Origin of the sequence: Klebsiella sp. 18074, from assembly GCF_902705905.1 — a bacterium.
In the GTDB taxonomy this organism is placed as follows: domain Bacteria; phylum Pseudomonadota; class Gammaproteobacteria; order Enterobacterales; family Enterobacteriaceae; genus Klebsiella; species Klebsiella terrigena.
In genome coordinates this window covers 243,736-262,332 of the sequence record NZ_CACSIS010000004.1, presented here as the reverse complement: position 1 = coordinate 262,332, position 18,597 = coordinate 243,736, and the positions used below count along the sequence as shown (strand labels likewise).

Genomic DNA, 18,597 nt, shown 5'->3' with positions numbered 1-18,597 from the left:
AGAAATGGCCCGAAATCAAATGGCGAACATTAGCGATCAACTGGCTGCGGATATTCATAACGCGTTCAGCAAATGCTTTACGGACCTGGCGAATCAGGATCAGATCTTTTTCGGTGTCGGGGATGTCACCATCACCCGGCAGGATGGAACGAAAGCGACTATCCGTTCATGGGGGAAAGTCACCGGCGCTGTGGATACAGCGGCTCAGCGCGGCACGACGAACACCTTCACCCAGATAAACACCTTTAGCGCCGGTATCAACATGAGCGGTGATAACGCCATGATTGTGCTGGGCAAGAATAACGACCTCGCGCTCATGAAGAAGACCGGCCAGTCCGGGACAATCGCCGTGGGGCTGTCTACAGCGTTCAGGGTACAGCGCAGTAACAAAGCCACCTTATCCCCTGCCGACTCGTTTACCGACCTGCTGAGCATCGGTACGGACGGTAGAGCGACGTTTTACGGACCGATGACCGTGAACGGCAATATTGATATGGCGAACTATAAAATCACGCTGACCGGTCTGGAGCTGACCAGTGCGACGCCGTATGTTGATTTTCACTTCGGGAACAGCACGGCGGATTACACCGCACGTATTATCGCCACGGCAGTAGACCAGCTGACTATCGCCGGCTCACACCTGAGAATCGAGCGTGACTTCAGATCGCAGGGTACTGCGATGAGCGTTGGGGATATGCTTACCGACAAAGGAGGCTATAAGGGGGATGTCGGGATCATTCAGTCAGGCTCCGCCCTACGCTGCCGCATGAACGGACGCGGCGCACACAGTGATGCCTCTGGCGCGTGGGCTGGTTTTTATATGGAGGAGGAGGTCGGTACCGAGCACCGCATGGTATTCATGATGGATGGATTCGGTAAGAACGTGACAATGATATTCAGGCCAGACCGCTCGCTTGAAATGGACACCATCCGCCTAAATAACGGGCGAACCAAATGCTGGACTGGTATTGAAGCGAACTACCTTGAGATCTATGTTGACGGGTCGGCGCGTGGTGTGAACTTCTTTAACTCCGATATTCGGCTGAAGGAAGATATAAGTGATGCGGTTCCTGGAGCGGCTGCCAACGTGATAAAGCAGCTGCGGCCGGTTTCTTACAAGTTCAAAAATACGGAATACTCAGTCGGCAAGACATACAGTTTTGGGATTCTGGCACAGGAGGCGGAGAAGGTTATACCGGACCTGATTCAGACGATGAGTGATGACACGAAGTCTATCGATCCACTGGCGGCGATTGGTCTACTGCTGGCACATAACAAGGAGCTGGAAGCACGAGTGTCAGCACTGGAAGAGAAATTACATAACTAATTTAAGTCGGCAGGTGGTCGTCCCTCCAAACAAAGATGGTTGCATAATAGCTCGCTCTTAAGAGGTTAAAGGGTTTTGAAAAATCACGTGACCCTGCCTGCGGAAATGTTAATAACAATAAGAGCGAAGGATCGGCACTCTATTGGATATAAATTAACTTTCGGGGTGCATCATGTGAACACATTTGTTTTTTCGTATGTGATGTTGATTTTATTATCCCAGAGCGTATCCTATTACTAGATGAGAAGGAGGAGTAATGTCACTAACCACCCTACAACTATTCAAAAACCTTTCCGATGAGACCCGGCTGGGTATTGTGTTACTCCTCAAGGAGATGGGAGAACTGTGCGTATGCGATCTCTGCACTGCGCTGGAACAGTCGCAGCCCAAGATCTCCCGCCACCTGGCAATGCTTCGGGAAAGTGGTTTGTTGTTGGATCGCAAGCAGGGGAAATGGGTTCATTATCGCTTATCCCCGCATATTCCTTCATGGGCCGCTCAGGTTATTGAGCAGGCCTGGTTAAGCCAACAGGACGACGTACAGGCCATCGCCCGTAAGCTGGCATCAGCCAACTGCTCTGGTAGCGGTAAGGCTGTTTGTATCTAAAAAATTTGTCTGAACATATATGTTTTTACGGATGTGAGGTATTTAAAGATGAAAACGTTAACGGTGTTTGATCCAGCTATGTGCTGCAGTACCGGTGTTTGTGGCACAGATGTCGATCAGGTTCTGGTTGATTTCTCTGCCGATGTGCAATGGTTAAAAAGTCGTGGTGTGGATGTCGAACGTTTCAACCTGGCGCAACAGCCGATGAGCTTCGTTGAGAACGCAAAAGCTAAAGCATTCCTTGACGCTTCTGGAGCAGAAGGGCTTCCACTGTTGTTGCTGGATGGCGAAACGGTGATGGCAGGACGTTATCCCAAACGTGCTGAACTGGCTCGCTGGTTTGGCATTCCGCTGGAAAAAGTTGGAGTGGCACCGACAAGCTGTTGTGGTGGTAATACTTCCTGTTGTTGATTATGTCAGGAGGACATATGAAATTCTTAGAAAATACCCCCCCTTATCTGTTCTTTACCGGTAAAGGTGGTGTAGGTAAAACATCCATTTCCTGTGCCACAGCGATCCGCCTGACAGAACAGGGTAAACGAGTGTTGTTGGTCAGTACCGATCCGGCCTCAAACGTTGGTCAGGTGTTTGGTCAGACTATTGGCAATACCATTAAACCAATAGCCTCCGTTCATGGATTGTCGGCTCTCGAGATTGATCCTCAGGCAGCTGCGCAGCAGTACCGGGCCAGAATTGTTGACCCAATTAAAGGTATCCTGCCTGATGATGTCGTTAGCAGCATCAACGAACAACTGTCGGGTGCGTGCACAACTGAGATTGCTGCGTTTGATGAGTTTACTGGATTGTTGACCGACGCTTCTCTGTTGACCCGTTTTGATCATATCATTTTTGATACCGCACCTACCGGCCATACTATTCGCCTTCTCCAGTTGCCTGGTGCCTGGAGCAATTTTATAGAAAGTAATCCAGATGGCGCATCTTGCCTGGGCCCAATGGCTGGACTGGAAAAACAGCGTGAACAATATGCCCATGCTGTTGAAGCATTGTCCGATCCAACACGTACCCGACTGGTTTTAGTCGCGCGATTGCAAAAATCAACACTGCTGGAAGTCGCCAGAACTCATCTGGAACTAGCCGCAATCGGCCTTGAAAATCAGTACCTGGTCATCAATGGTGTTCTTCCAAAAAATGGAGCTGTTACCGATACACTCGCTGCAGCAATATGGGAACGTGAACAGGAAGCGCTGGCTAATCTTCCCTCTGACCTTTCAAATCTGCCAACTGACACTCTATTCCTCCAACCGGTTAATATGGTTGGTGTTTCTGCATTAAGCGGGCTTCTTTCCACCCAACCAGAAGAAGCATTATCTTCCGCTGACTATATTCACCAACGCCCTGATGTTCCATCGCTCTCTATGCTGGTCGATGACATCGCCCGAAATGAACATGGTTTGATCATGCTGATGGGCAAAGGTGGTGTAGGTAAAACAACGATGGCTGCCGCTATCGCTGTACGGCTTGCGGATATGGGTTTTGATGTGCATCTAACAACCTCAGATCCTGCCGCACACCTGAGCACAACACTTGATGGCAGCCTCAAAAATCTGCAGGTGAGTCGAATCAACCCTCACGATGAAACCGAACGCTATCGTCAGCATATTCTTGAGACGAAAGGCAGGGATCTGGATGACGCCGGAAAACAACTGCTTGAAGAGGACTTACGTTCCCCATGCACAGAAGAGATTGCGGTTTTCCAGGCATTCTCACGTGTAATCCGTGAAGCTGGTAAACGATTTGTGGTCATGGATACGGCACCTACCGGGCATACGTTATTACTGCTTGATGCTACCGGGGCTTATCACCGTGAGATTGCTAAGAAGATGGGGGATAAAGGCCATTTTACCACCCCGATGATGCAGCTTCAGGACCCGGAACGAACCAAAGTCCTGCTGGTCACTCTGCCTGAGACCACTCCTGTACTGGAAGCGGCAAACCTGCAGTCCGATCTTGAGCGTGCGGGGATTCATCCCTGGGGCTGGATTATCAATAACAGCCTTTCGATTGCACAGACGCATTCACCACTGCTTTGCCAGCGCGCCCGACAAGAGCTTCCTCAAATTGAGGCTGTGAAGAACCAGCATGCAAGCCGCATAGCGTTAGTACCGGTAATGGCTTCTGAGCCCACTGGCATCGAGAAACTCAGAGAGCTGGCCGTTTAATATTATTTTCTATACACAGGGCGGCAGAGCCGTCCTGTCTGGAGGGGTTATGTTACTGGCAGGCGCTATTTTTGTCCTGACCATCGTTTTGGTTATCTGGCAACCGAAGGGATTAGGGATCGGCTGGAGTGCGACACTTGGCGCAGTACTGGCGCTGATCTCTGGCGTAGTCAATTTTGGTGATATTCCTGTTGTGTGGAATATCGTCTGGAATGCGACGGCGACCTTTATTGCCGTGATTATTATCAGCCTGTTGCTCGATGAATCCGGCTTTTTCGAATGGGCGGCGCTGCACGTTTCACGTTGGGGTAACGGTCGGGGACGTTTGCTGTTTACCTATATCGTCTTGCTCGGCGCAGCGGTGGCGGCACTGTTTGCCAACGATGGTGCGGCATTGATTCTGACTCCAATTGTCATCGCCATGCTATTGGCATTAGGGTTTAGCAAAGGCACGACACTGGCATTTGTCATGGCCGCCGGGTTTATTGCCGATACGGCCAGTCTGCCGCTTATTGTGTCCAACCTGGTTAACATCGTTTCTGCAGACTTCTTTGGGCTGGGTTTCACTGAGTATGCGTCGGTAATGGTGCCGGTGGATATCGCAGCCATTATAGCCACGCTGGTGATGCTGCATCTGTTCTTTCGGAAAGATATTCCGCCGACTTACGACCTGGCTCTCCTGAAAGCACCGGCAAAGGCGATTAAAGATCTGGCAACCTTCAGAACCGGCTGGATAGTGTTGATCCTTCTTCTGGTTGGCTTTTTTGTTCTTGAACCTCTTGGTATTCCGGTCAGCGCGATTGCTGCTGTAGGGGCTGTCATTCTGTTTACGGTAGCGAAGCGAGGCCATGCTATCAACACTGGCAAAGTGCTTCGCGGTGCGCCATGGCAGATCGTCATCTTCTCCCTGGGAATGTATCTGGTGGTCTATGGTCTACGTAATGCCGGGCTAACAGAATACCTCTCAGGTGTGCTGAACGTGCTGGCAGATAAAGGACTTTGGGCTGCGACATTTGGTACTGGCATCCTGACGGCTTTCCTCTCCTCCATCATGAACAACATGCCTACTGTGCTGGTTGGTGCTCTCTCTATCGATGGCAGCACCGCAACAGGCGTTATCAAAGAGGCGATGATTTATGCCAACGTGATTGGCTGTGATCTGGGGCCGAAAATTACACCTATTGGTAGCCTGGCAACGCTGCTCTGGCTGCATGTCCTTTCACAGAAGAATATGACCATCACCTGGGGATACTATTTCCGCACCGGGATCGTCATGACTCTGCCTGTGCTGTTTGTAACGCTGGCCGCGCTGGCGCTACGCCTCTCTTTCACTTTGTAATGAGATACTGAAATGAGCAACATCACCATTTATCACAACCCAGCCTGCGGCACGTCGCGTAATACACTGGAGATGATCCGCAACAGTGGTACTGAACCGACCGTTATTCTTTACCTTGAGACTCCGCCTTCACGCGATGAGCTGGTCAAACTCATTGCGGATATGGGTATTTCCGTCCGTGCTTTGCTGCGTAAGAACGTCGAACCGTATGAGGAACTGGGTCTTGCAGAAGATAAATTTACTGACGACCAGCTCATCGACTTTATGCTGCAACATCCGATTCTGATTAACCGTCCGATTGTGGTAACACCACTGGGAACTAAACTATGTCGCCCTTCCGAGGTAGTTCTGGATATTCTTCCAGATGCCCAAAAAGCGGCATTCACTAAAGAAGACGGAGAAAAAGTCGTTGATGAAAAAGGTAAACGACTGAAATAAATATGAAGGGGGCAAATGCCCCCTTATTCCTGCCTCAGAATATAAGACCTTAATCTTTTGGTAGAGTACTATTTCCTTCACCAAGATTTAGTTGCAGTAAAACAGTGTCCAGCCAGCGGCCATGCTTGAAACCAATATCCTTCAGAGTGCCTATTTCAGTAAATCCTGCGCGGATATGCAGCGCTACCGAAGCGACGTTTGCGCTGTCACCCACAACAGCTATCATTTGACGATATCCTCGGGATTGGGCCCATTTTAAAGCATGATCAAGCAACGCTTTTCCGACGCCCTGTCGCTGATAAGCGGGATCAATATATATCGAGTTTTCAACAGTAAACCGATAGGCATGACGTTCGCGGTAACGGGAAATATAACAGTAGCCCAGGACCGTATCGCCCTGCAGGGCAACATACCAGGGGAATCCACGAGACTGAACGTTTCTCAGGCGGCTAAGCATTTCAATCGTGTCCGGTGGTTCGGTTTCGAAGCTGCCTGTACCATGCAGGACATGGTGTGCATATATATTGCGCATCGCGGTAATATGCGGTTCTTCAGCATTAATTATGTTCATCGTATTACTCCAGTAATGGTGTTTTACAAACTACCGGAATTCGCGACAGCAGGTTAAGCGCTAAAACTTATAACTTGTATAAGCAAAAGTTTGGTTAGATAAGATGGGGCTCTCGCCCCATCTATTAGCCTGCCATTTTTGCCAGCAGGGCTGTACCCACGGGTTCTTCATTCTGCAGTGGCGTTAATGCAATACGCTCTGCATGCTGCTCTGTAACATCATTTATTAGCGGCAGTTCGCGACTGGCTCTGATTACCAGGAATGGTGAGGACGGTTTCGCAGCAGCCAGGCTACTATTAATTACCCACGCCCATGGTTCAATTCCGGCACGCCGTAAATCCTGCTGTAGACCGGCAGCTTCCAACACGGGGGTCGTTTCGGCAAGCGTTACAATAATCACTTTGGTCTTCTCCGGGTCCTGCAATTGCATCATTGGCGTCATCACATGATCATGCGTTTGCCCCATCTGGCGCACCATTTCCCGGTGATAGGCTCCAGTCGCATCCAGTAGTAGGAGCGTATGGCCCGTTGGAGCTGTGTCCATAATGACAAAATGGTCGTCTGCCTCTTTGATGATCCTTGAGAACGCCTGGAAGACGGCGATCTCTTCAGTACATGGTGAGCGGAGATCTTCCTCCAGTACCGCCAGTCCTTCAGCATCCAACCCTTTCCCTTGGTTCTCTAAAACAAAGCGACGATAGCGTTCTGTCTCAACCTTCGGGTCGATACGACTAACCTGAAGATTTGGCAGTGAGCCAGCAAGCGTATAAGACAGATGTGCTGCCGGATCGGATGTGGTCAGATGGACTTTGTGACCAAGCTTAGCAAGCGATACTGCGACCGATGCTGCAACTGTCGTCTTACCCACACCGCCTTTGCCCATTGTCATTACCAGCCCTTTTCCTGTCTGACTCAGTTCATCAACCAGAGAGGAAAGTTTAGGTAACTCAAGTGTATTCAGTGTGGTAGCAGGGAGTTGCAGTGAGGCTTTACTCTCTGTAAACAGCTCCCTCAGGGCTTCCAGACCGACTAAATTAAATGGCTTCAGATACAGCTGTGAGCGGGGGAGGTTCGCCAGATTATCAGGCATTGCCTGTAATGCTTTTTCTTCCCGAGCCAGAATACTTTGCGCCAGCGGATCATCTTCACCTGCAAATGGCGGCAGCACACCATTAATGGCAAGGTGTTGATGCCGCAAACCGATAGCAGACAGCTCATCATGTGTATGGGAGACTTCTTTCAACGTTGAAGCTTGAGCGCGAGCGACCAGAACCAGACGCGTGAGCGCGGCATCCGAAAGCGCTTTAACTGCATCGGAGTACTGGTGCTGTTGTTTTTCCAGCCCGACCAGAGGCCCAAGGTTAGCGGCAGCATCAGGGTTCGCTTCCAGATAACCGCTCCAGGCCCCCGGCAGTTCAAGCATACGGATGGTGTGACCGGTTGGTGCGGTATCAAATACAATATGGTCATATTTTTCCCGCAGCTCATGATTGGTCAACAGACCGGTAAACTCATCAAACGCAGCGATTTCCGTGGTGCATGAACCGGAAAGCTGTTCTTCAATGCTGCTGACCACATCGGCTGGCATCAGCTCGCGAACAGGGTCCAGTACGCGGTCGCGATAAGCCTGTGCCGCAGCCATAGGGTCAACTTCCATCGCGGCAAGATTCTCTACGGTACTGATATCTGTGATTCGGTGGCCGATGGTCTGGCTAAAGACCTGGCCAACATTGGAAGCCGGATCAGTACTCACCAGAAGCGTTCTCTTGCCCTGATCGGCCAGCCATACTGCAGTAGCACAGGCCAGAGATGTTTTACCCACGCCACCTTTGCCGGTGAAGAAGATAAACGGGGGAATGTCTTTTAAAAATGGCATATTCATTAGTGATAGCTCCTCTGAAATTAAGGCATACGTGGAATGCAGCAGCAGCGTGGTTGCGTACTGTCTTCACTCCAGTCCTGAGTCAGCGGAATACCGGCCCAACGAGCGAGATCTTCACGAGTCGGGAGTTTGCCTGCCATTACCAGCTTACCGTCTAGCAAGGTGACAGGGAGGGACTCCATCCCTGATGTGTTCAGAAACTCTTTGATGACAGGAGTATTCAGGAACTGTTGCGGGTTCTTCGCAAGGCTGTAGCGCTGAATATCAACGCCATTTTTTTTCGCCCATTCGGCGCTGGCGTTCCATTTGACGGCCTCATCGCTGACCACGACGCTACTGGTTGCGCAGCAACCTGCTGCTTCAAAGATTTCAATTTTTGACATGGACTGTTTACCTCAGTGTTTAGTCATTTGGCTTTACACTGAGGTAAACGAAGGTGGTGGGAAAAAGATGCGCGATTAATTCATTTTTTTATGGCAGCAGACGGGAGAATTGCCATCAGCTTCAATCTGGCAGAGTTCTGTCATCGTCTCCTTCAGGTGCTTTCTGGCCCGAAGCAGACGGGATTTAAAAGCGGTAAGCGTAATACCCAGTTCATCGGCCAGGGCCTGCTGAGGACGCCGGTTAAGATCTGACTCTTCAATCAGCCACCGCTCATCTTCGGGCAATGCCTGTAATGTTTCAGGCAGGCAAATATCCAGCGTTGAGATCGCATCATGGGATACGTCAGGCAGTGGGGCATCATCTTCCAGATCAACGAACTCCCTGGTAGTACGGTACTCATCAATCAGCAGATTCCTCGCTGCCCGATACAGCCAGGCTCGCGGATTCTCCATCTCGCAGAAACTGTCTGAATGAGCGCGGGCACGCAGGAAAAGCTCTTGCAGAAGGTCTGCAGATTTTTCTCTATCACCTGTCTTCGATGTCAGAAAGCGAGAGAGCTCGGCTTCATGTTGCCGCCAGAACACATTCATACAGTTGTTGAATGCTGTTATATCACTCATACCAGCCCTCAAATTTTGTTCTGATTAACCCGCCGGGAAAGCTCTTCTGCCGACTCTTTCCGTTCGCTGTAGCGATCAACGAGATACTCTGAGTTGCCTCGGGTCAGCAGAGTAAATTTCACCAGTTCTTCCATTACATCCACGATGCGGTCGTAATAAGACGACGGTTTCATTCGTCCATCTTCATCAAACTCCTGCCAGGCTTTTGCCACAGAGGACTGATTCGGGATGGTGATCATCCGCATCCAGCGGCCAAGAATGCGCATCTGGTTTACAGCATTGAAAGACTGAGAGCCACCGCAGACCTGCATAACAGCCAGTGTCTTACCCTGAGAAGGGCGAACGGCGCCTTCTGAAAGTGGTATCCAGTCAATCTGGGTCTTCATGATGCCGGTCATCGCACCATGGCGTTCAGGGGAACACCACACCATCCCTTCGGACCAACGAACCAGCTCACGCAATTCCATGACTTTAGGATGTGAGTCAGGCGCATCATCAGGAAGAGGCAAGCCTGAAGGATTGAAGATCCGTACTTCCGCACCCATTGCAGTCAGCAGTCTTGCTGCTTCCTCAGTTGCCAGACGGCTGTAAGAACGTTCGCGAACAGATCCGTACAGCATCAGGATTCGGGGGGGATGGGGAACGGCAGGAACACTTAGCCGAGCCTCTGTAATTGAAGTATCAAACAGATTTGTATCGATATTAGTCAGTTCATTTTTCATGGTTTTTCTCCCGAGGAAATTTTGTGGCCAAGGGGACATCCGTTCCTGTGCAGCACTCTTCAGTCAGGAAAGCCATCAGCACAGCAAGGTTTTCATAACAGGCGTGGCAAAACAGCGTTCTTCCCTGACGTTCCTGGCGGACCAGAGATACTGAAATCAGGGATGAAAGATGATGGCTAAGTGTGGAGGCTGGGATCCCGAGTTTTTTTTGCAGTTCACCAACAGGCATTCCCTGATATCCGGCTTTGATTAAGACCTTATAAATCTCGAGCCTTGTAGCGTGCCCAAGCTCTTTCAGTACTGCCGCAGCTAAGTTAAGTTCCATGGTTGCACTCACATGAATTATTCTATATTTCTAGAATAATGGAAATGAATGATTGTTTCAACCAATGACTTGTTTGATAAGAAGCAATGATTAGTGCTGCGAACGAGCTGTAAGTTACTGCACTTGAGATATTAACGGGGTATGAATAACAAGAGAGATAAACTGTACGTTTCTGACAGTCAGCAAAGAGTATGCCACGCCAGTTTCTATGCGATTTCGTCAATCAGTTCGGATCCCTGATTTTTAACATTACCGACAGCACTCGATACAGGATGCCAGGTACAATGGTCCGCTGACACTGATCCACCCGCGGCTTTCTCGGTGGCTTCCTTTTCCCTAGTATCCCGTTTTACCCATTCGCGCGCTGCTTCCGGCACAAGGACGAGCGACTGGCAATCATGAATATCAATCAGCCCTTGATCGGAGGCTGCGCGGTCACTATCAAAATCCTGGTGTCTGCCTAAAAAACGGTTATCAAAACTAAAAATCGATTAAGCAATATCAATGGGTTAGCAAGAAGCTAAAACTCGCTGTTTAAAACCGTAAATTCTAATTTTTGTTTTTAAAATCAATAAATAACAACCATTTCGTTTAACTACTGCTGCGCCATATGCAGTGGTTCGAGGCCGCAGGTCTGGTAGTTAAAGGCACCGAAGGCGCTATCGCCGCCCAGACCGTGGCCTATAACTTTGATCGGCTGATGAAAGGCAATATTCTATTCTGCCTCTTGAGAAAGATAAGCTAGGTATTCTTCAGACGTTTGTGATTGAGCAAAGCGTCCGCACATCGTTACCTCCTATTCACATACAGAAAGTATAGAGCATGGGGGGCAAAACTGTTGGTATACTATCCCCGGAAAAGTAGCTAACTTATTGAAAATATAGACATGAACAAACACCAGATATACCAGTTAATTACGCTATCTAATTGATCTACATGTTTTCTTCTCCGGTCTTGAAAACCGGCGACCCGAAAGGGTTCTAGAGTTCGAATCTCTACGCTTCCGCCAAATATAAACCCCAAGCTATTAATTAGCTTGGGGTTTTTCGTTTTATACGGTTTCTGTTGTGCCATTTCTCTTTAGCTTGGAGTGTCCCAGGCTAGCTTGTATTGGATGAAGAATGAGTTTTTAGCTACGTTACGTGTTGATGCATCTTCGGGTAGGCTCCGGTGATGATTATGTCCATCCTTTCAACGAACCCTGATTAACTGAAGTTATTATGCGGGATCATGCGAACCTCAGTATTGCTAGGTGTAAGCGTCCCGTAAAAACAGACCATTCGCTTTTAGAGTGTTTTCAGCAAACGGTATAGGTTCTCTTTAAGGCCAGGGTCTGCTCCTCGCGCAAAGCCGACGTGCGACTTGGTTGGCTGGCACTGCCAACTGAATAACACATCCCCGTCAATACGGTTCTCGCTGGACGCTTACTATCAAACCACAAAGCCTCGTTTTTCCTCTACATACAAATCACTGCGAATACAGCCAATATCAGGGATATCTTGCATCCCTGACTGGAGTTAGTACTCAGATACTACAAAAACCGAGTTTTTACACAGCCTGTGCCAACAGCGGACGTTCCGTGGTTCTAGAAATGCTCTCATGTCGTGGCCAATTTTTGTCGGCCACTTCAATGTTGCTACGCGCTTAGCTGCGATAAGTGCAATATGCTGTATTATCCACGGAGTTTGGGGGAAATCAGGGCGTTGTGGAGAATGCCTACAAACAGATTCGTTTACTCGCCCTGTAAACGCATTCGCTTGATGTCGCGCTGCGGAGATTCGCCGAATTCGCGGCTGTATTCGCGACTAAACTGTGATGCACTCTCATAGCCCACAACTAAAGCCGCGCTGTTAGCATCAAGATTCTTGCTCAGCATCTGCTGTCTGGCTTCCTGCAGCCTGAGTTTTTTTTGGTACTGCAGGGGACTGATGCCTGTTACCGAGCGAAAATGCTGTCTAAAAGTAGACGGACTCATATAGGCACTTGCGGCTAATTCATCGATGCAGACAGAACGGGTGAAATTCTGTTTAAGCCAGCCCACCACTTTGGAGATGTTCTGATCTGGCGAACCCACCGTGGCCATATTTCTGAGTTGTCCACCATGACTACTGGCTAATAAGCGGATTATGATTTCCTGCTGGATGAGCGGTTCGAGTTGGGTTATCAAATCGGGTTCATCAAGTAACGTTATAAGACGTCGCAAGGCATCTGTTAATCCCTCATCCAGCGGTTCAACAGAAAGTGGATTAAGCGGTCTTTCCTTTACAGGCTTTGCCGGTGGCATAAGTGCAGCAGTCTGGATCACTGCCCGCGAGTCAAACGTCAACATCAGCCCGAGAAAGGGCTCATCCGGACTTGCCTGGATAACGTGAGATACCACAGGCAAATCAATCGTGGTCAGCAATGATTCGCCTGCGCAGTACCGGGTGGGTTTCCCCGCCAGCATTATCTCTTTTGCGCCCTGTACCACAACACCCAACCCCATCTGATAAATGCAGTGCAAAGGCGAAGTTGGCACATTGCGGCGATGAACGGAAAGTGAAGTTATCGCCGTTGGGTAGTCACCATCACTTTGGGCAATCCTGGCAATCATCTCCGCCAGCGTTTTTGTGCCTGATGTCGGATCTAATGCAATTTTATCGGCCATGTTCATCTGTCTGCATGCAAGTGAAAGGAGTTGGTGAATTTATCAGCATTAAAATAATTATGCACCTTTCAGTAGCTATGAATCATTTTAGGCAAAATTATCGGCGGATCTGACAAGGATATCAGGCAGGAAAGCATTAATAATGGGTTAATACTTAACCTGAACTGTTGAGATGTCCGATGCCAGATTTATTTGATCCCTACACCCTCAAAGACATTACCCTTCGCAACCGGATTGTCGCTTCACCGATGTGCCAGTATCAGGCTGAACACGGTTTTGTTAACGACTGGCACAAAACGCATTATTCAATGCTGGCACGCGGTGGTCCTGGTCTGATTATCGTTGAGGCGACAGCCGTTACCCCTGAAGGCCGCATCACCCCGGGTGATCTGGGTCTGTGGAGTGATGCTCATACTGAAGGTCTTTCCGCTGTTGCTGCTGCTGTTAAACAGGCTGGTTCCGTAGCGGGCATACAGCTTGGACATGCCGGCAGGAAAGCAGGATGTACACCGCCCTGGAAAGGTGGCGCGCCTCTGGACCGTCACGATCCGTGGGCATGGACGCCGGTCGCAGCCAGCGCCGTACCTTACGTTCAGGAGAGCGATTATGTTCCCCGTGAAATGTCTGTGGAAGACATCCGGAACGTCGTGAACGATTTCCGGGACGCCGCCCATCGCGCCTATGAAGCAGGGTTTGAATGGCTTGAGCTTCACTTTGCTCACGGATTTCTCGCGCAGACTTTCCTTTCCTCAAAAGCCAACACGCGTGAAGACCAGTACGGTGGCTCTCTGGAGAACCGGGCACGCTTTATGCTCGATGTAGTGGAGGCCGTCAAATCAGTCTGGCCTTCACACCTGCCGCTCACCGCCCGCCTGGGTGTCATTGAATTCGATACCTGCCCTGAACACAGCTTTGCCGAATCCCTGCACGTGATCCGCTGGCTGAAAAAAGCGGGCATTGACTTTGTGGATGTCGGTCTGGCGCTTTCAACACCCGACGAGCAGGTGCCCTGGGGCCCTAACTTCATGGTTCCTTATGCTGAACGGGTTCGCAGAGAAACAGGATTACCCGTTTCCACGAGCTGGATGATCACTCGCGCCAGCGATGCCAGTCACTTTATTCAGGATGCAAAACTCGACCTTGTGTTTTTCGCCCGCACGCTGCTTACCAATCCTCACTGGGTTTTCCAGGCTGCGCGGGAACTCAAAATTGCCGCACCAGAGTCCGTATTGCCCGTTCAGTATGCGTACTGGTTGCAGAACTGGGCAGAGTAATTAATCGCCGCAGTTCCCATGCTGCAGCATCCCGTGCGGTGCTGCTGCTATATAAAATTCATCACCTCTGGAGAGCAAAATGAAAATGGAAAAATTCGATAACAATAAAACAGACGTCGCTGTTTCAGCTTCGGCAGAAGCGTCTTCAGTATCGGCCGGAGCGATGAGCCGCCGGGGTTTTTTATTCCGTGCAGCACTGGCCGGCGCTGGAATGGCAGTCAGCTCTGTTTCGTTGGCTGCGTCCTCAGCGTCTGCTCCTGAAAAGAATAAAAACACTATCCCGCATAAAGCAGGAGGCAGTATGGCAACCCGTAAATTAGGCGGTCTTACCGTTTCAGCATTAGGTGCCGGTTGTATGAGCATCAGTGCAAACTACGGGCCCGCAGCTGAGCGAAGCCAGGGTATCCGTACACTGCGTGAAGCACACGACAAGGGCGTAACGTTCTTCGATACTGCAGAAGTTTACGGTCCCTATACCAATGAAGAGTTAGTCGGTGAGGCACTGGCTCCGATCCGTGATCAGGTCGTTATTGCCACTAAATTTGGATTTGACATCAAAAACGGCGGCCTGAACAGTCAGCCTCAACATATCCGGAAGGTGGTTGAAGAATCTTTGCGCCGACTGAAAACCGATCATATTGACCTTTATTATCAGCACCGCGTCGATCCAAACGTTCCTATTGAGGACGTTGCCGGAGCTATCAAAGACCTTATCCGGGAGGGCAAAGTCCTGCACTTTGGCCTGTCAGAAGCCGGCCCTGAAACCATTCGTCGCGCTCATAAAGTTCAGGCCGTCGCAGCCGTTCAGACTGAGTATTCAGTAATGAACCGGGATCCGGAACACAATGGCGTCCTGCAAACCTGTGAAGAACTGGGCATCGGCTTTGTTCCCTGGGGACCTGTTGGAATGGGGTATCTGACAGGAACACTGAATGCGCAAACCCGTTTTGATCCGAAAAAAGACCTCCGGACTGGTTTTGACCGTTTCTCTCCTGAAAATCTGACGGCAAACCAGCCTTTCCTGAATCTGCTGAGAAAAACCGCTGCGGAAAAAAATGCCACGCCGTCCCAGATTGCACTTGCATGGTTACTTGCTCAGAAGCCCTGGATTGTGCCAATCCCAGGAACAAGAAATATCAATCATCTACACGAAAACCTGGGTGCAGTGAATATCCATTTCACTCCAGCAGAATTAAGCGAGCTGAATACGGCATTATCACACCTGAAAGTTCATGGTGGCCGTATGAACAAAGAGCAGATGCAGATTGTTCAGCCGGCTTCATGAGTATCCGTAAGTCTATTTAATCTGCTGAAAATGGCGGCCAGGTATTAAACCGGGCCGCTCCGGAATCGGTAAAGGAGAATACAATGAGTAAATCTGACATCAGTCGTATTTGATTATGTCTGGGTATGGCTAACTTCCGTTGATCGCTCAGAGCGATCCTTCTGCTCAGTGAGTTAGTCCGCTTCGTGCTGCGAGTTCAACGGGTCGACGCAACGCTATCCTTAAACAAGGGGGGGACGTTTTTTATAACTCTAACTCAGTTTCCCCACCCATTCGGTGCAAAACTCCAGATACGCTCGCACCAGTGCTGAGGGATGTTTATGCCGGGCGTAGACAAGGTGCAGAGGAAGCTTCTGCGTGGCTATACCGGGTAAAAGCTGTATCAGCTCACCACTTTCCAGCCAAGGTCTGGCTGCAAAATCCAGTATCTGAGCAATGCCCTTACCACTCAGAGCGTAATGAATTAAGCCCTGGGCATTATTGGTGGAAAAGAAGGGCTCATATTTAACTCTTTTGGTTCCCGAGTCCCATTCAAAAAAGCTGTGATTCAGACTCTCCCAGGCAGCAACCGGAAGCCGGACCATTTCTGCCAGAGTTTCTGGGGTACCGTGATACGCTAATAATTCGGGGCTTGCGACAAACAGCGTTTCCAGGGTCATCAGGTGCTTAGCGATTACATCATCCGTATTCAGATCGCCCATTCTGAGTGCCACATCGATGCCATCCCCGAACAAATCAACCACCCTTTCGCTGGAATGACAAAACACGGTGATATCGGGATAACGTTGCTGAAACGCGATCAGTAAATCCCACCATAATGAGAAGTTAGGCGGGACAGACAGACGCAATTTGCCCTGTAAGGTGTGGACAGAGGTGACGGACTTTTGTGCATCCTCCAGTAACTCCACACCCAGACGAGCCTGTTCAAAGAATTGTTGTCCTTTATAGGTGGGTTTAATCCCATGCCGTGAGCGTTCCAGGAGCTGTACATTCAGGGCCTGCTCGAGCTCATTAATTTTCCGACTTAACGTGGAGATCGGTATCCCTGCTCTGTCACTTGCCGCAGAAAAACTACCGGCATTCACCACTGCGATGAACAATTTCGTTGCGTTAAAATCCACGTGATTTCCATTTTTGGAAGGAATGTATCTATTTTTGGTGATTCCATTCCATTTTGTAAAGGGTAAAATTTTGCCTGTGTGATTTCCTCAGGATCTAAAATGAATAACCGCGTCATCAAAATTTTAAACATTCGTTATCCGCTTATACAGGCACCCTTGTATTTTCTGACTAATGCGGAACTGGTCGCTGCGGTTTCAAATGCTGGCGGTCTTGGCACTCTTGGGCCTCACGCAGGTCAGGAAAGCCTGCCGGGCTCACGCTATGTGGCGCTCGATCGTATGCGGGAAGAAATCCGAAAAGTTAAAAAGCTGACGAATAAACCCTTTGCTACGACCCTGATTAACGGCCCGGACATGAGTTTCTGGCGGCCTACTGCCGAAATGCTGGTAGAAGAAGGCGTGGAAGTGGTACTGATCAATGAAGTGCTGGACCCTGAAATCTACGATTTTTTTAAGGGCCACAGCATAAAAATTCTTTACCGCGCCCTGACTCCCTCTATTGCTAATTCGAAAGAAGCGGAGAAATTAGGCGCCGACATCATCATTGCGACAGGTTTTGACGAAGGTGGCACCGTGCCATCCCGGGTGATTGGTACGTTCAGCATCGTTCCCATGATCGTGGATAGCGTTAATGTTCCGGTCATTGCGGCGGGTGGTATAGGTGACATACGCGGCGTGCGTGCCGCGCTGGCTCTGGGGGCGGAAGGGGTCTTTGCCGGGAGCCTTTTTTTGACGGCGGTTGAAAACCCTGCCGCTGACAAAGTCAAACGCCTGATTGTCGATTCCACGGCGGAAGATTTGCTGCTGTTCCGTACGCTTCCGGCTTATTACCGTACATTGCCCACCGGTCTGAGTCCGACGCTGGCAGAGTTAGATGCGCAGGGCACCGATCGTGAAACCCTGTTTAAAGCCATGAACGGCTATCACTCGCTGTGGCAGGCCATGAGGCTTGGCAACCTTGACCAGGGCGTCGTGTCCACCGGCACGGGTATTTCCGTTATCACATCCATTCGACCGGCAGCAGAAATTGTTGCCGATCTTGTGCTGGACTTTTAAAAGAGGCTCATTATGTCTGCATCACTGCTTTTTCGGGATGTCGTGCGTGAACGTCATTCAGTGCGTAATTTTCTTCCTTATCCGGTTCCGGAAGACATTCTCCGTTCGGTATTAGAGGATGCACAGCGCTCACCTTCAAACTGTAATACTCAGCCCTGGCAAACGCATATTGTCTCAGGTTCAAAAAGAGATACGCTGAGCAAGGCGATTCTTGCGGCGGACGACGTGGGTCAACTGACGCCAGACTTTAGCTTTGACACCAGTGATTTCCCTGGCGTCTACCGTGAACGTTCCAGAGAACAGGGCGCTGCCTATTATCAGGCCATCGGCGTTAAACGCGAGGATTTTGATCAGCGTCGCGATGCTTCACGTCGTAATCTGGAATTCTTTGGCGCGCCCCATGTTGTGCTGCTTTTTATGCCGGAAGTGGGCGATAACGTTCGTGTTGCGGGTGACATAGGTATGTACGCTCAGACGCTTCTGCTGTCTCTTACCGCTCACGGTTTAGGCGGCATTCCGCAGACCATGCTGGGCTTTTATGCCGAAACCATCCGCAAAGAACTGGGTGTGGACCCCGCGTTGAAATTACTGTTCGGTATCTCTCTGGGCTACCCGGACCCGGATCACCCTGCAAATCAATACAGAATTAATAAAGCGCCCCTCGGTGAAAGCGTCATCTTTCATCAGTAACTGAAATGCTTTATTAAATGTACTGGCTACGTGTCCGCCAGGACACGTAGAACTGAATAACATGTACAGGCCAACGTCCGCTTCACGCCCTGAGTGCAGTAGCCCCCGTTTAAACCGGACACTTAACCA

At 49.9% G+C, this 18,597-nt stretch carries 18 protein-coding genes and 2 pseudogenes; 11 read left to right on the top strand and 9 right to left on the bottom strand.

Features of this window, described 5'->3' with window-relative positions; translation table 11 throughout:
- Positions 1-4: 4 nt before the first annotated feature.
- The 6 genes from GVK32_RS06185 (at position 5) to arsC (ending at position 5,891) form a co-directional block, all read left to right on the top strand.
- A complete protein-coding gene (locus GVK32_RS06185; protein WP_227697814.1) occupies positions 5-1,327 on the top strand; it encodes a tail fiber domain-containing protein in 1,323 nt (440 codons plus the stop codon).
- Between the two features lie 256 nt (positions 1,328-1,583).
- Positions 1,584-1,934, top strand: a complete 351-nt coding sequence (gene arsR, locus GVK32_RS06180) for an As(III)-sensing metalloregulatory transcriptional repressor ArsR (RefSeq protein ID WP_159867209.1) — start codon at positions 1,584-1,586, stop codon at positions 1,932-1,934.
- A gap of 48 nt (positions 1,935-1,982) precedes the next feature.
- Positions 1,983-2,345, top strand: a complete 363-nt coding sequence (gene arsD, locus GVK32_RS06175) for an arsenite efflux transporter metallochaperone ArsD (protein ID WP_159867206.1) — start codon at positions 1,983-1,985, stop codon at positions 2,343-2,345.
- A 17-nt stretch (positions 2,346-2,362) separates the two neighbouring features.
- A complete protein-coding gene (gene arsA, locus GVK32_RS06170) occupies positions 2,363-4,114 on the top strand; it encodes an arsenical pump-driving ATPase (protein ID WP_159867203.1) in 1,752 nt (583 codons plus the stop codon).
- A gap of 49 nt (positions 4,115-4,163) precedes the next feature.
- Positions 4,164-5,453: an arsenite efflux transporter membrane subunit ArsB gene (arsB, locus tag GVK32_RS06165; protein WP_159867200.1), complete on the top strand. Its 1,290-nt coding sequence runs from the start codon at positions 4,164-4,166 to the stop codon at positions 5,451-5,453.
- A 12-nt stretch (positions 5,454-5,465) separates the two neighbouring features.
- Positions 5,466-5,891, top strand: a complete 426-nt coding sequence (arsC, locus tag GVK32_RS06160; RefSeq protein WP_159867197.1) for a glutaredoxin-dependent arsenate reductase — start codon at positions 5,466-5,468, stop codon at positions 5,889-5,891.
- A gap of 49 nt (positions 5,892-5,940) precedes the next feature.
- On the opposite strand, the gene GVK32_RS06155 is transcribed toward arsC, so the two are convergent.
- From GVK32_RS06155 to GVK32_RS29065, 7 genes and pseudogenes are all read right to left on the bottom strand, one after another.
- Positions 5,941-6,462, bottom strand: a complete 522-nt coding sequence (locus GVK32_RS06155; protein ID WP_159867194.1) for a GNAT family N-acetyltransferase — start codon at positions 6,460-6,462, stop codon at positions 5,941-5,943.
- Positions 6,463-6,586: 124 nt separating this feature from the next.
- Positions 6,587-8,344: an arsenical pump-driving ATPase gene (arsA, locus tag GVK32_RS06150; protein WP_159867191.1), complete on the bottom strand. Its 1,758-nt coding sequence runs from the start codon at positions 8,342-8,344 to the stop codon at positions 6,587-6,589.
- A 20-nt stretch (positions 8,345-8,364) separates the two neighbouring features.
- A complete protein-coding gene (locus GVK32_RS06145) occupies positions 8,365-8,727 on the bottom strand; it encodes an arsenic metallochaperone ArsD family protein (protein ID WP_159867188.1) in 363 nt (120 codons plus the stop codon).
- 75 nt (positions 8,728-8,802) lie between these two features.
- Positions 8,803-9,348, bottom strand: a complete 546-nt coding sequence (locus GVK32_RS06140) for a sigma-70 family RNA polymerase sigma factor (protein WP_159867185.1) — start codon at positions 9,346-9,348, stop codon at positions 8,803-8,805.
- 8 nt (positions 9,349-9,356) lie between these two features.
- A complete protein-coding gene (gene arsH, locus GVK32_RS06135) occupies positions 9,357-10,070 on the bottom strand; it encodes an arsenical resistance protein ArsH (RefSeq protein WP_159867182.1) in 714 nt (237 codons plus the stop codon).
- The gene (locus tag GVK32_RS06130; RefSeq protein ID WP_159867179.1) at positions 10,060-10,395 is read right to left on the bottom strand and encodes a helix-turn-helix transcriptional regulator; all 336 of its coding nucleotides are present in this window, start codon (positions 10,393-10,395) and stop codon (positions 10,060-10,062) included. Before GVK32_RS06130 ends, arsH begins: the two co-directional genes overlap by 11 nt.
- A gap of 206 nt (positions 10,396-10,601) precedes the next feature.
- Positions 10,602-10,826, bottom strand: a pseudogene (locus tag GVK32_RS29065) (SOS response-associated peptidase); the annotation flags it as partial.
- 164 nt (positions 10,827-10,990) lie between these two features.
- Here GVK32_RS29065 and GVK32_RS29060 point away from each other — a divergent pair.
- Positions 10,991-11,140 (top strand): annotated as a pseudogene (locus tag GVK32_RS29060) (hypothetical protein); the annotation flags it as partial.
- A 987-nt stretch (positions 11,141-12,127) separates the two neighbouring features.
- Here the strand turns inward: GVK32_RS29060 and GVK32_RS06120 are convergent.
- Positions 12,128-13,042 carry an AraC family transcriptional regulator gene (locus GVK32_RS06120; RefSeq protein ID WP_159867176.1) on the bottom strand — a complete coding sequence of 305 codons (915 nt, stop codon included), beginning with the start codon at positions 13,040-13,042 and terminating at the stop codon, positions 12,128-12,130.
- A gap of 179 nt (positions 13,043-13,221) precedes the next feature.
- Between GVK32_RS06120 and GVK32_RS06115 the strand changes: the two genes are divergently transcribed.
- Positions 13,222-14,316, top strand: coding sequence for an NADH:flavin oxidoreductase/NADH oxidase (locus GVK32_RS06115; RefSeq protein WP_159867173.1), 1,095 nt, complete (start codon positions 13,222-13,224; stop codon positions 14,314-14,316).
- A gap of 301 nt (positions 14,317-14,617) precedes the next feature.
- Positions 14,618-15,601, top strand: coding sequence for an aldo/keto reductase (locus GVK32_RS06110; protein ID WP_159867365.1), 984 nt, complete (start codon positions 14,618-14,620; stop codon positions 15,599-15,601).
- A 251-nt stretch (positions 15,602-15,852) separates the two neighbouring features.
- On the opposite strand, the gene GVK32_RS06105 is transcribed toward GVK32_RS06110, so the two are convergent.
- Complete coding sequence (locus tag GVK32_RS06105; RefSeq protein ID WP_159867170.1) at positions 15,853-16,722, bottom strand: LysR family transcriptional regulator; 870 nt, start codon at positions 16,720-16,722, stop codon at positions 15,853-15,855.
- Between the two features lie 81 nt (positions 16,723-16,803).
- Between GVK32_RS06105 and GVK32_RS06100 the strand changes: the two genes are divergently transcribed.
- Both GVK32_RS06100 and GVK32_RS06095 read left to right on the top strand, forming a co-directional pair.
- Positions 16,804-17,778 (top strand): nitronate monooxygenase family protein, encoded by a 975-nt coding sequence (locus tag GVK32_RS06100; RefSeq protein WP_255429323.1) that lies wholly within the window; start codon positions 16,804-16,806, stop codon positions 17,776-17,778.
- A gap of 12 nt (positions 17,779-17,790) precedes the next feature.
- Positions 17,791-18,468 carry a nitroreductase gene (locus GVK32_RS06095; RefSeq protein ID WP_159867164.1) on the top strand — a complete coding sequence of 226 codons (678 nt, stop codon included), beginning with the start codon at positions 17,791-17,793 and terminating at the stop codon, positions 18,466-18,468.
- Positions 18,469-18,597 lie beyond the last annotated feature (129 nt).